Below are 14,012 nucleotides of genomic sequence, written 5' to 3' on the forward strand. Positions count from 1 at the left end.
CTAATAACATCGGTTACATCTTTGATATCACTACTTTGTTTAATAACCTCTTCAGTTCTTGCTGCTACTGCATTCATAGAAGCACTCATTTCTTCAACTGCAGCTGCACTTTCTTGTAAAGAATCAGCTTGTTTTTGCGCACCATCATTAAGTTTTAAAACACTCTCTTTTAAAGCATCAGCCTTAGTTTGAAGCATTTCACCTTGTTTTAATGAAGCTTGAAGCATTTTTCTAATCTCTGCACCTACAGCATTAAGTGATTTTTCTATCTCACCTTCTGCATTTTCAAGTTTATCTGAAAAATCAAGATTTTGAAAACTTGCAAATACTCTTTCTATTTCATTTAAATCTTTACCGATTTTTTCTTGCATATCATCAAGCATTTTGTTTAATACTTCTTTTAATTCTACAAGTTTTGGATTTACAGGATTTGCTTCTATCCTTTGAGTGAAATATCCTTTTTCTATTTCACAAGAAACTTCTAAGATGTTTTGCACAGTGATATCATCTTTTTCTAAACAAGTATGAATATACTGAACATTATCATTAATCACACCGGCCATTTTACCAATTTCATCATTATATCTAGGTTTCACAACCTCGACTGTTGAAATTTCATGATTTAAATATTTAAAGAATTTCATCATGTGTTCTTGTAATCTTGCAATTCTATTTGTTATTATAGTTTTCATGCTAATTCCAAGAACTAATATTATAATAACTATAGCAACTAAACCACTTATTAGTATAACATTTCTTAATTCAGCAATAGGTGCATCAATAACCTTTTTCGGTGCAACAGCAAGCATAGACCATAAAATTCCTGTATTAGGCCATACTTCAAAAACTCTTATTGCTCCATGATATTTCGAACCATCATCTGCAACATAATCAATACTTGTAACTTGTGCTTTTTGAATTACCTCAATAACATTACTTGCATTTTTATTAACATCGGTTATGTTTTTTGTAACAAAATCTGCATTTGGATGTGTAGCTATAACACCACCATTAGATAATAATATTCTCCTATCGCCTTCATATACAGATCTAGAAGGATCATTAAAATCATTAGCTAATACTTTCATATCAAATATCATACCAAGCACACCCAAAACTTTTCCGTGTTTGTCTACAAGTGGTGTGGCTATATTTGAACCAAATATTTTTTCGCCATTAATATAAAACCATCTTGGTTCTCCAAAATATAATTTATCGCCACCCATAATATGCTTAATACCCCTTAAAGACGATAAATCTTCACTTGCTTGTACAGTTTTCATACCACCAGGGTTCAATACATCTGAGTCTTTCATTAACACCATAAATTCATTCTTACTTGTGAAGTATTTATTATCTAAACCCATATTTTTATAAGTTGACCCATCTTTTAAATAATAATACCCATAAGCAATAGTAGAGCTAGCATCTATAGTCTCACCAAGAATATTTTCTATTCTTTTTTCTGATATAGGACCCTCTTCGAGCAAGGTGTTGAAGATTTTTTGTGTTCCAATAGCAGAAATAAAAAATGATTTTATAGCAGCTTCAGCAGAATTTGTATAGCGAAAAACTGAAGTAACAAGCGTTTTGTCAATCTGCTGAGTTAAAGTGTTTGTAGATTTTTGTATAATCAACAAAGACAAACTAGCCAAAATTAAAACAACAGTTGACACTACAATAGCGATAACTTTTGTACTAAGTTTTAATTGCTTCCACATTAAGTACTCCTTAAACAAAGTAAAATATTTTTATAATTATAAAAACTTATCATTAAATAAAAATAAAAAAATATTAACTAAAATAAAAAAATATTAAATATTTAATTATATTGCACAAATATCTATAATTATTGGGGAGTGGGAATGAATTTTATTTAGTGATTTTTATGAGTTTTATTTAAAATATATTAAAAGTTATAAAATCGCTTTGACCATTTTCACTAATAATATTAAGAGTATATTTACCTTTTTTTAAATCCAAAGATAAACTTTCTTCTTTTCCTTCAAAAATAAATTCCTGATTTAAATACCAAAAAAGTTTTTCTTTTTTAGGATTTATAAGCTTAATTAACAATTTTTGCTTACTCTTTAAATCTTTTGGCAAAATGATATTAAGATTATTTATTGGATAAATAATTTTTAAATTTTGGTTAGAATTTTGTAAATTTTGCTTTTCTTCTACAAAAAATGCTTGTGCATGGGAAGGTAAATTTAATATAATCTTTTTCTTTGCATGGATGAAATTTTCATCTAAAGAATCAACTTCTTTGTTTTTATACATAAAAACTTCTTTTAAAAATGGTGAAGTCCTTAAAACATTTGCACTTTGTGGGTAAAGTACTTCTTTAAAGTCAAATTTATAATCATATCTATACCCTGTTTGATTTTCAATTTTGATAGTAACTAAATCACTAGGCTTTTCAAATTCTAAATTAACTCCCTCAAGCAAGGCTAAAAGTTCAAAAAACAATTCCCCTGCTATACTCATACCATATAAATTTGCATTTGCTTCGCCATTAAAATTTCCAACCCATACTCCTAAAGTGTATTTTGGAGAAGTTCCTATAGCCCAAGCGTCTTTTCTACCATAACTTGTGCCTGTTTTCCAGGAGATGATAGTATTAAAATCATATTGTCTTAAACCTGCTCTATCTAAATCCTTTAAAGTTTGTAAGGTTAAAAAACTTGCTCCATCACTAATAAGCTTTTTATCTTCTTTAGTAAATGCATTTTCTTCATATAAAAGCTCTTTAAAGTTTCCATAATTTCCAAGCCCTAGATAAATTTTTACCATATCTTCTAAACTAAATTCTTTTGTACCTAAAATCAAAGAAAGTCCATATTTTTTAAAATTTTCATCTTCAAAATCTAAAATATCTTTGAGTTTATAAAAAAACTTCTCATACCCATATTCTGCAAGCAAGCTTACAAAAGGGATATTAAGTGATTTTTGCAAAGATTCTTTTGCGCTAATAAAGCCATGATATTTTTTATTTGCATTTTGCGGGGCAAAATTAGAAAAAAATGTAGGCGCATCAAGCATTAAAGATTCAGGCACTATAAACCCCTCATCTATAGCAAAAGCAAAAAGCAAAGGTTTTAATGTTGAACCCACACTACGCTTTGCAATAACCCCATCAACTTGACCAAAACTTACAAAATCATAAAAATCATTAGAACCTACATAAGCTAAAACTTTATTTGTTTTGGTATCTGCTAATAATATAGCTAAATTTTTTATACCCTTTTGCTCTAATTTATAAGAATATTCCTTAGCTTTTTCTTCAAATTTGATTTGAATTTTTTTATCTATACTAGAAATGATTTTTTCTTTATCCGCTAAAAGCCTACGTGCTAAATGCGGAGCTAAGTTTTTTCTTGCTTTAAAACTAGGAAGTTTTTCAGCCTTTGCAAGAGTTAAAATATCTTTAGAAAAATATCCCTTTTCAAAAAGCCTATCAAGCAAAACATTGCGTTTTTTTAAAAGCTTATCTTTGTTTTTTTCAAGATTAATCAAACCTGGATTATTAGGAAGCACAGCAAGCAAGGCTGCTTCACTCCAAGTAAGATCTTTTAAATCTTTTTCAAAATAAAACAAACCCGCACTTGCAACACCTACTAAATTTCCTCCATAAGGGGCATTGTTTAAATAAAACTTTAGAATTTCATCTTTTTCATAAGCACTTTCTAAAGCAAAAGCTTTGATGATTTCGTTAAATTTATTAAAATATGTACGTTTATTTTGCTCTAGAAGTTTGATTGTTTGCATAGAAATTGTACTTGCACCACTTCTTTTACTTGAAAAAAGATTATTTTTAAAAGCTCTTATAAGTGCTAAAAAATCTACTCCATAATGAGAATAAAAATTTTTATCTTCATATAAAATAACTGCACTTTTTAATTTTTGTGGTATAAAATCACTCTCTAAGTGCCATTGTTCATTAGCATCTAAAAATACACTAAGAATTTCTTTGTTTTTATCAAGTAAAACCTTGCTATAAGTGCCTTTAAATAAATCCTTGTTATCAAAACTAAAATAAACTAAGCCTATGTAAAAACATAGGCTTAAAAAGCATATTGCAAGGCTTATTTTGATTTTCACTGCACTACTTTGACTCTTTTACTCTCACTTAAAGCTTTATAAGCATTATCATACATTGCTTCAACATAAGCTCCACTCAAAGTATAAACACCTGGAGTAACAGCACTTAATTTCACAAAAAATTCTCTTGATTCATCAGAATACAAAGGAAAGAAATACATGATTTTATCATCTCTTATATCGACAAAATCATAATAAGAATTTTTCACAAAATCAGGAGTTTCATCATCTAAAAGATCATGCACTATCTCCCATCCACTTGGTAAAATTTGAGTTAAAGCTATATTAGAAGCGCCTGGATAATTTTTATTTGATATTTTTAATTTCATATAAAAAATTTGAGAACTTTTTATAGCACTTTCATCTATTTCATTTCCATTTTCATCATAAAAACTTCTTTCTATATACATACACTGCGCAAAAGGCTCGGCAATACCTTTTTTAATACCCTCTACTCCAAAATGTACATAAGTATCTTCTTTAGCTTCTATCAAAGCACCGCCTTGATTAAACTCAAATTTAGAAAAACTCGTATTGAGCTTTTTATCCTCACCATTAATTTTTACTCTTGCATTGATAGTTTTAGAGTTTTCATCACTAAAACTATTTGCCAAAGCATATAAAGCATAACCTGTGCTTTGAGTACTAAGCCAAGCTTGGCTTTCTAAAGTTTTTTTAATATCATCTAATAATTCATCATTATCTTTACCATAGATTATTTTATACGCATTTGCAATAATAGCTTCATCTCTTAGAAAAGATCCATAGGTGTGAGTATAATTAGTTTTTCCATCAGGCTTTGTGCTTAAATTTTTAGCTATATTTAAAGCTACCTCACCAAAACCTGCTAATTTATAAGCTGCGCCAAGTTGCCAAAGACTTACATTATTTAGGCTTTGCAAATAAGTACTATCTTCATAAATGGCATTCATTATACTTAAATTTGGCTCTTTAGCTAAAGCTAAAAGATATAAAGAATTTATTCTAATTTCTTTATTTGTTTGAGCTTTTAAAACATAGCGTTTTTGATAATCAAGCCATGCTTTAAACATACCCTCACTCACATAATAGCCTCTTTCTTTAGCCAAAATCATAAACATACCCGCATAATTACTTCCCCAAGCATCAGAATCTTTAAGTCCTTGCCAATAAGCAAAGCCACCATTAGCAGTTTGGAAATTTGCGTATTTACTTAACAATGCATTGATATTGTTAATATTTTTTTGCTCATTTGCTCCTTGATCAAGTTTTTGTAAAAAAAGTTGTGGTAAAACTGCTGAAGTGCTTTGTTCTATACATCCATAAGGATAATTTTGCAAGTATTTTAATCTATGATTTATATTTAAAATAGGCTTAGAACTCACACTTAAAAACGCCACTGGATTAATATAATCTTGTGTGATTTTAAACTCCATAGAAGTATTTGCAGGAATTTTAAAAGATTTACCCTCATAAGTAATGGTATTTAGCGCTTTTATGTCAATTTGAGTATTTTGAGTATAGGTGTAATCTTTTGCATTTAAACTTAACTCTATTTCTTCTACTCCAAGCTTGTTTGAATTTACTTTTGCATTAACATAAATATCTTTGCTTTTTTCATGACCAAAGTCAATTAAAATTTCATCTTTTTCAAAATTTATGAGTGAATTTTTTGTTTTTAATTTAAGTTTTGCATTTTTTACATCATCATCTACTTTAAATACTTGCACCAAAAACTTAAACTCATCATCAAGCCTTAAAGCCCTTGGCAAAGTTTCAAGCATTACAGCAGGTGCGCTAACTTGGATATCTTTAGAAGCACTACCAAAACCTGCTAAGTTGTTTGCCACTACCATAACTCTAACCGAACCTAAGTATGATGGCATATTAAATTTTAATTTTGCATAACCATTTTCATCACTTTGTACTGGCTCTTGAAACAATACAACAGGTTTAAAGCGTCTTGCTTTTTCATCATTTTTGCTTTTATTTGCTCTACTTTCTAAGAAAACATCACCGCCCGTAGTTAATACCTTGGAAGCATTAGAAATATTTTTAGCAATGATTTTATCATAGGTATCATATATACTCATGTTAAAGCGTGTTTTTTGGTAAAAATACCCCCAAATATCTGGGGTTTTAAAAGCATTCACATCAAGCAAGCCCTCATCTACAATAGCTACAGTATAAGTATAACTTTGCTTGTTTTTACTTTGAATTTCTACTTCAAAATCTTGTTTTGGCATGATTTTATCCGGTACTTTTAAATCAAGTTCAATTTTACTTTGCTCATCTACTACATTTAAAGGCACCACACCAAAAAGTCTTAAGGCTCTATCATTAGTGTATTGATCATAATCTTGAAGTAAAATCACGCTCACATAAACATTTGGCATATATTCTTTAAGAATAGGAATTTCAACCTTTGTAATATCTTCATGTGTATCTATCACAAAGCGTTTTAAAACCTTTGCATTATCATTTAAAGTAACAATAGCTTTTGCACCCTTAACACTTTCAAATTCTATAAAAGCTGTTTCATTTGGCTTGTATTCTTTTTTATCACTTTTTATTTTTAAAGAACTCACTATATCAGCATTACTTGGCGCACCAAAACTACTAATATAAAAAAACTCTCCTGTGCTTGTTTTACTTTGTACATCTTCAAGTTCTATGAACATTTCACCATGATATTCTTTTGGATCAAATTCTATTTTAACCGGTTTATCCTTGCTTAAAATACTTCCTTGAGTAATGATTTGTGTGTTTTTATCTTTTTTGAGTGATTTTAAAAAATCATCATAATTATCATAATCCCACCACCAAGAATAATCATTTGCATAAATAGTATATTTAATCTCCCTATTTGCTATCAAATTCTCATCTAAATCACTTACAATGGCTTCAAAATTGATAATAGAACCTGAGCTTAAATAGTGATTTTTTAAACGCTTAATACCTACAAAATACTCATGCAATATTACTTGTGAATTTACAAGTGCTTCAACCGATCTTGAACCTTTTTCAAAAACCCTAGCTCTTATGCTAGCTTCTAAATTATATGGGGTATTTTTTAAAAAGTCATTTAAAGTAAATTCTTGCTTTGTAAAGCCATTTTCATCTAACATACCTTTTAAATTATCTTGATATTTTTGTACCAAAACACTAGGATTTGAAAAAATATATTCTGGGTATTTTGAATTTTTATATTCTTTTTTACTTACAAATAAATCAGCTTGATATTGCAAATTACTTGCTGGTGCTCCAAAAAGATATTTTGAGCTAATATTAAAATCTAATTTTTCATTTTCTTTTATACTTTTTGGAGCTTGCATGGATACTTTTATACGATTTGGCACTATATTTTGTACTAAAATTTCTTTATCAAAAATCGTATTTGCAAATTCAACCCTAGCTAAATACACTCCACTTAAAGCTTGTTGATCAAGTGAAATCTTTTTATAAAAAGCTCCATTACTCAAAGGTTCAAGCTTGATTTTATCTAAAAGCTTTTTATTACGTGGATCAAAAAAACTTAAAAATATAGGATGATTAACAACTCCTTTATCATTTCTTGCAACCATAGTTAAATGGATATCATCACCTGATCTATGAACCCCTCTTTCTGTGTAAATAAATACTTTATTTTGAGAAGTTAAATCAAAACCATCTACATCAAAACCATCATATAATAAAGGTGAACTTAAGCGCAAAATAGAAGCTTGTTTATCTTTTGAAGCAATGATAAATAAAGCTTTTGATTCATCAATACCATCAAAAACAGCCAAACCATTATCATCACTCATTTTAGAAGCTAAAACTTGGTTGCTTTTGCTAATAACATCAACCTTAACCCCACCTAAAGCCTTTTGCGTGGTAAAATCTCTCACATCTACAAAAAGCTTTTTATTTAAATTTTGAGCAATCAAAGCTATATCTGAAAAAATTAAGTTCTTACTTACTTTTGCTTTTTGGTTAAAAAATCTATATTTTTTCCAACTCTCCATTCCCTCATCAAAAACATAATCAACATCTTCTTCTTTAAAATAAAGCTTGACTATAAACACACCGCTTAAATCTTTTAAACCATCTAATACTATTTCATTTTCTTGCCACTGATTTTTGGTATTTTTTATATCAAAATCTTTTTTTAACACTATTTCACTAGTATAATCACTCTCTGAAAAAATATCACTATCATAATCACTTAAATTTTTAGCACCTTGAAGATTTTTATATCTTAAATATTCACTTAAGTTATTTGAAAATACTTGATGAACTTCCAAACGAACTTTTTTAACATTCATACTCTTAAAAGCTATTTTTTTACTCGCTTTGCTAGATAAAAATACCCCTTGATTTGTAAAACTTATAGCAGGCTCATAGTCTTTTAAACTTACTTGAGTTTTATAATTTTCTTTTGTACTAATTCCATCAGCACTTTTAATCCCTTGAGCAAGTTGAATTTCATAAGTTTTATTTGGGGAAAAATTACCTGTAAGCTTGATTTTATTTCCAAAAGCTAATGCCTTAAAATCTACTTCTGGGGTAATAAAAATCAATTCTTTTAAATTCTGATCTTGTGAAATATTTTGAGAAAAAAGCAATTCTATGTTTTTATTAACTATATTTGCATTTTGAAAAACAAATTCGCTCTTTGCAAGCAAAATATACTCTAAATCTATATTTTTCTCTAAACCTAAAATTTCTTTATCAAAAACTACTTTTACATTAGTATTAGTATTTTTGATACTTAGTGCTTTAGAATATATACTTGCTATATCACCTTGGATGATGATTTTATCTATTTGAATTTCTTTTTCTTGTGCAGTAATTTTAATAGCTTTTAACAATTCATCTTTATTAAGAGTATAAAAACTTTGAATATTTAAAAGCAATACACTCTCATCATTTGAAATATTTTGAAAATATCCTTTAATATCTAGTTTTTCAAAAGGAGTTTGGACTTTTAATTGCACTTTTTCATTTGCTAAAATATCATTTAAATCTATAAAAATATCATATGCTTGATTTGCTTTTAAAGCTGTAAAAATATTTAATCTTGTGGGTGTTTCAAGCTCATATTTTACTTTTGTCTTTTGATTATTAACAATAATTTCTCTTTCTTTTATAACGCCTATTTCTTGATTAATAATATTAGTATTAAACTCTATAAAAATACTTTGCGTGTTTTCATTAAAACCATAAGCTCTTATAGCAGAGCTTTTATCTTCATTTTTAGAACAAGCAAACAATAAACTTGCAAGCAAAAATGCAAAAAAACAATGTAAAAACCCTCTCATAAATACCTCATTTTAGTAAATTTTTTAAATTATATCTAAATTCACTCTTGCTTCACTCAAAAAATTATATAATTCTTGCATAAAAAATAAAGGAGAAAAAATGAAAAAGAAAATCGCTACATTATTAACAGTTTTAGGTCTTTCAAGTCTTGCTTATGCAGATGGAATTTATGGAGTAATAGTAGATGTAAATGATGGTGCAAAAACCATTTTAATTGACACCACTTACGGTCAAAAAATGAATGTAAAAATTCTACCAAATACTGAAATTGATATGGATGATTGTGGTATTTTTGGTATGGATAAATACGGCACTTTTAGAGATTTAAAAGTAGGAACTTTTATAGAAGCTGAAGTTTTCCATGGCTATGCTCAAACAACACCAAATCCACAAACACCGAATCAAGTTCAAAATATAACTGCTAAAGAAATCAAAATCGAATGCAAAAAAAGAGCTTATTAAGCAAAATAACTCCTAAAAAGGAGTTATTTTAATGCGTTTTTTTCTTATACTAGTTTGCATTAGCACTTTTGCATTTGCTTATAAAGTTCAAGGCATCTTAAAAAATACCACAGCTCACACAATAAGCATTCAAACAAGTTTTGATAATAATTTAATCATCACAATTTTACCTCAAACACGTATTGATGTTTATGGTTGTGGAATTTTTGGAAGCAATAAAAAACAAGCTAATGTACAAGATTTAAAAAAAGGAAGCCTTGTTAAAATTAAAGGCAGTAAAAATGGAAGTATTATCATCGCTGAAAAAATTATAGTTGAATGCGATAATCAAAGAAGAGCTTATTAAGATAATAGCTCTTCTTTGTCTTCTTTATTGATTTTTTCTATATAAAGACTTTGCGAAGGAAAAGCAAAGCTGAGTTTATTTCTTTCAACAATTTTCATTAACTCAAGCAGAATACTTTGTCTTGCCTCTCTAAAACCACCTGCATCTACTGCTTTGGTATAAAAATATACTTCTATATCAATAGAACTTGCACCAAAACCACTCACAGCCACATAAGTGTTATTTTTATACCCTTCTAAGTCATTTACTGAAACTAAATTTTGTCTGTATCTAGCGCGTGTTCCACCATGATTTAACGCGCTATCATCAACTTGGGCTATCAAAGGACTAGTAGCTAATAAATATCTTATATCTTCTACACATTGTTCAAGTTGCTCAGGTCTTGCATCATAAGTGACACCGATAAATAATTTTACATGGCGTCCTATTTTTCTTTTACTCCAATTTTTTATATTTGTTCCCATGATGGTTGAGTTTGGTAAAAATACTAAAGAATTATCAAAAGTTCTAATGGTGGTTTTTCTAAGTCCAATTTCTACTATGGTTCCTTCTATACCTGAAATTTCCACCCAATCGCCTTGATTAAAACTATTATCAAAAAGTAAAAGCACAGAAGCAAAGAAATTTGCGATAATATCCTTAGCTGCTAATGCCACCGCCAAACCACCAATACCTAAAGATGCAATTAATGCTGAAATATTAAATCCTAAGTGCGCTAAAACAAATAAAACAGCTATTACTATAATGATAAAATATAAAATTTTAATGATTAAATTAACCACTTCACGCTTACCACTTTTTTCAGCAAGCTTTGCAACAATCACCATGCCATAACTATCAAAGATATTTATCACAAGCCAAGCAGTTAAAATAACATAAGCAATAGATAAAATATTGCTAATTCTTATATCAACAGGCGCAGGATAGTAAAAAATAGTAAAACAAATTCCTATAGCATAAGCAAATAAAAACCAACCTACCGGCCCTTGAAGTTTTTCTAGAAAATGAGTTTTTATCTCCATATTAGCTGAATTTTTTCCAAATAAGCGTATAAGTATAAAATATAAAATCTTTGCTAGATAAAATTTCAAAGAATAAAAAAAGACAATTACAGCGATAGAAATGACTATTTTTCCAAGATTTACGCTACTAATAGAAGTTTGTTTATTAATATAATTAATCGCATTTTGCAAACCCAAACCTGTAAATAAAAAGTTAGTTTCAAGCAAGCTTGCATTGTTTCTTAGATAAACTAAAATTTCATTATAAGATTTAATAGCATTTCTTAAATTATTTTCATTGATTTCTAAGGTTCTAAGCTGAGTAATATCATTAATTTTTTCTTTATCTAAGGTAAAATTAAAAACCATATCTTCTTTGAGCGAATCAATACTTTTATCAATAATGCTTCTTATAGTCTTACTTTGTGCTCCTTCGATAAAAACTTTTTCTAATTCAAAGATACATAGGTAAAAATGTTCTGCAGAGGTTAAATTTAAAAGTTTAATTTTATTATCCACGTAATCATAATATCTTTTCTTAGCTTGAGCATTTTCAACACTTTTTTGCAAAGCATTTTTAGTTTGCAAAAAGTCTTTCGCCTCTTTATCATCAATTTTTTGAGATACCATTTTTAAAGGTAAAGTAGTTAAAATTGCAGCTTTTTGTTTTTCTATTTCTTTAATATTATCTTGAAATTCACTGCTATTTGTATCGCTATTTTTAAAGCTTTCTAAAAGTAAATTTAGTTCTATATAGTTTTGCACTAGGGCAAAAATACTATTTTTATCCTCTAAAGCGTTTTTTTCTTGTGCATATAAAGCATTAACAAATAAAAAAAACAAAATAATACTAAAAATCTTTTTCATGATTTTCTCACCCTCTCTTGAATTAAAACAAAATTTTCAAAATTAAAATCATACTCATAAATTTCACCCGTTTCTATGATGTAATACCAAGCATGGAGTTCAATTTCTTTTTTATTTAAAGCTTCTTCAACGCCTGGATAAGTTAATAAATTTTGCAAAGAATTTACCAAATTCATTTTTTCAGTCATCCAAGAACGCATAGCTAAATCACTACCTGCAATCTTTAAAACCTTATTTTTTATAGGCTCAAGCAAAGTAAGCCATTTTTTGACATTAGGCATATTTTTTAAATCATTTTCGTTTGCATATAAAGCCGCGCAGCCTCCGCAATTACTATGACCGCAAACTATAATATTTTTTATATGTAAAGAATTAAAAGCATATTCAATAGCTGAAGTAGTTGCTAAAAAATCATCCCCGACTCTATAAGGTGGAACGATATTGCCTATATTTCTTACAACAAAAAGCTCGCCTGGACCTGTATTAGTGATTAAGTTTGGTATCACTCTTGAATCAGCACAACCTATAAAAAGCGTATGAGGATTTTGTTTGTTTTTTAAACTTTCAAAAAGCTCTGCATGCTCTTTAAAATCTTCTTGCATAAATTTTAAAGCACCATCGATCAAGTCTTTCAAGAATAGTCCTTTTTTGTATTTTAACAAGACATTATACTAAAATTATTTTTACTTAAACCAAATCAATAAATTTATTTTTTGTTATATTTTTATGTAGTTTTAATCTTTCATTTATCTTTTTTTTGTAAATTTTGGTTTTAAAAATTATTGGAGGATTTTAATGAGTCTTTATGATAGAGATTATTCTAACTCTAAAACTCAAGAATTTGAAGGTTATGCTAGAAGTGATTTAAGCATTTTTATAAAACAAACTTATCAGCTTTTTGCTGCTTCATTATTAGCTGCAACAGCGGGCGCTTACATAGGAATTTTTGCCCTAGCGCATTTATTTGCACAATCTCAAGCAACTTTTTGGATTTTATTTATTGTTGAAATTGGTTTATTGTTTGCATTACAATGGAAAAAAAGAGAAGCTCCGCTTAATTTAATTTTACTTTTTGCCTTTACTTTTGTTTCAGGGCTTACTTTAACACCACTTTTATATTCAGTTTTAGCACTTCCTGCAGGGGCTAGTATCATCGCTCAAGCTTTTGCTTTAACAACAGTAGCTTTTGGTGCTTTAAGTGTATTTGCTATGAATACAAAAAGAGATTTTACTATGATGGGAAAAATGCTTTTTATAGCTTTAATCGTTATCGTAGTGGCTTCTTTAATTAATCTATTTTTCCAAAGCTCACTTGTGAGTTTAGCTATTTCTGGTATTGGTGCGATTTTATTTTCTTTTTACATCCTTTATGATACTCAAAACATCATTAGAGGAAACTATGAAACACCAATCGAAGGCGCAGTTGCTCTTTATCTTGATTTTATCAACCTTTTCATCTCTCTTCTTAATATTTTAAGAAGCTTTAATAGCAGATAAAAATTCGCGAGATTTTTTCTCGCAAATTTTCTTTACCTCTTTCAAGTTTTTATCAAACTTTTTAAGTTAAAATACTCATTTTATTTTCAATAAGGAAAATTCATGACTACTCTTTTAATTATTTTGCAATTTGCAATTGTTGTGATTATTTGTATTGCAGTTTTATTACAAAAAAGTTCAAGCATAGGACTTGGAGCTTATAGTGGAAGCAATGAAAGTTTATTTGGAGCAAAAGGTCCTGCGGGATTTTTGGCTAAATTTACTTTTGTAATGGGTGTTTTACTTATTGCTAATACAATTGCCCTTAGCTATATGTATAATAATGCTAACTCTAACTCACTTGCTGAAAAAGCAGAACAAATTTTACCAAAAGCACCTGAGACAAATACAACTAACATTCCAGTTGCACCAAGTGCCCCAATTAGCGAAAGTAACACTAGCAAATAAAAAGG

General features: G+C 28.5%; 9 protein-coding genes. 4 read left to right on the forward strand and 5 right to left on the reverse strand.

All coding sequences use genetic code 11. The features are described from left to right. From CAMP5118_RS06690 to CAMP5118_RS06700, 3 genes are all read right to left on the reverse strand, one after another. A partial coding sequence (locus tag CAMP5118_RS06690; protein WP_337216922.1) for a PDC sensor domain-containing protein occupies positions 1-1,721 on the reverse strand: 1,721 nt, incomplete at its 3' end. Positions 1,722-1,899: 178 nt separating this feature from the next. Next, positions 1,900-4,104 carry a penicillin-binding protein 1C gene (pbpC, locus tag CAMP5118_RS06695; RefSeq protein WP_337216923.1) on the reverse strand — a complete coding sequence of 735 codons (2,205 nt, stop codon included), beginning with the start codon at positions 4,102-4,104 and terminating at the stop codon, positions 1,900-1,902. Continuing rightward, positions 4,101-9,386 carry an alpha-2-macroglobulin family protein gene (locus tag CAMP5118_RS06700; protein WP_337216924.1) on the reverse strand — a complete coding sequence of 1,762 codons (5,286 nt, stop codon included), beginning with the start codon at positions 9,384-9,386 and terminating at the stop codon, positions 4,101-4,103. The genes pbpC and CAMP5118_RS06700 overlap by 4 nt, the downstream gene beginning before the upstream one ends. 100 nt (positions 9,387-9,486) lie before the next feature. Between CAMP5118_RS06700 and CAMP5118_RS06705 the strand changes: the two genes are divergently transcribed. Together CAMP5118_RS06705 and CAMP5118_RS06710 are read left to right on the forward strand one after the other, a co-directional pair. After that, positions 9,487-9,849 carry a hypothetical protein gene (locus tag CAMP5118_RS06705; RefSeq protein WP_263664050.1) on the forward strand — a complete coding sequence of 121 codons (363 nt, stop codon included), beginning with the start codon at positions 9,487-9,489 and terminating at the stop codon, positions 9,847-9,849. A gap of 31 nt (positions 9,850-9,880) precedes the next feature. Continuing rightward, positions 9,881-10,195, forward strand: coding sequence for a hypothetical protein (locus CAMP5118_RS06710; RefSeq protein WP_263679566.1), 315 nt, complete (start codon positions 9,881-9,883; stop codon positions 10,193-10,195). On the opposite strand, the gene CAMP5118_RS06715 is transcribed toward CAMP5118_RS06710, so the two are convergent. Both CAMP5118_RS06715 and CAMP5118_RS06720 read right to left on the reverse strand, forming a co-directional pair. Next, complete coding sequence (locus CAMP5118_RS06715; RefSeq protein WP_337216925.1) at positions 10,192-12,063, reverse strand: mechanosensitive ion channel family protein; 1,872 nt, start codon at positions 12,061-12,063, stop codon at positions 10,192-10,194. The genes CAMP5118_RS06710 and CAMP5118_RS06715 overlap by 4 nt on opposite strands. After that, a complete protein-coding gene (locus CAMP5118_RS06720) occupies positions 12,060-12,698 on the reverse strand; it encodes a carbonic anhydrase (RefSeq protein WP_263679564.1) in 639 nt (212 codons plus the stop codon). Before CAMP5118_RS06720 ends, CAMP5118_RS06715 begins: the two co-directional genes overlap by 4 nt. Before the next feature lie 160 nt (positions 12,699-12,858). Here CAMP5118_RS06720 and CAMP5118_RS06725 point away from each other — a divergent pair, with 160 nt between their 5' ends. Beyond that, complete coding sequence (locus tag CAMP5118_RS06725; RefSeq protein ID WP_039619421.1) at positions 12,859-13,560, forward strand: Bax inhibitor-1/YccA family protein; 702 nt, start codon at positions 12,859-12,861, stop codon at positions 13,558-13,560. Positions 13,561-13,662: 102 nt separating this feature from the next. After that, positions 13,663-14,007 carry a preprotein translocase subunit SecG gene (secG, locus tag CAMP5118_RS06730; RefSeq protein WP_012662194.1) on the forward strand — a complete coding sequence of 115 codons (345 nt, stop codon included), beginning with the start codon at positions 13,663-13,665 and terminating at the stop codon, positions 14,005-14,007. Positions 14,008-14,012: the final 5 nt, after the last annotated feature.

Origin of the sequence: Campylobacter sp. LMG 7929, assembly GCF_024723595.1 — a bacterium.
Classification (GTDB): domain Bacteria; phylum Campylobacterota; class Campylobacteria; order Campylobacterales; family Campylobacteraceae; genus Campylobacter_D.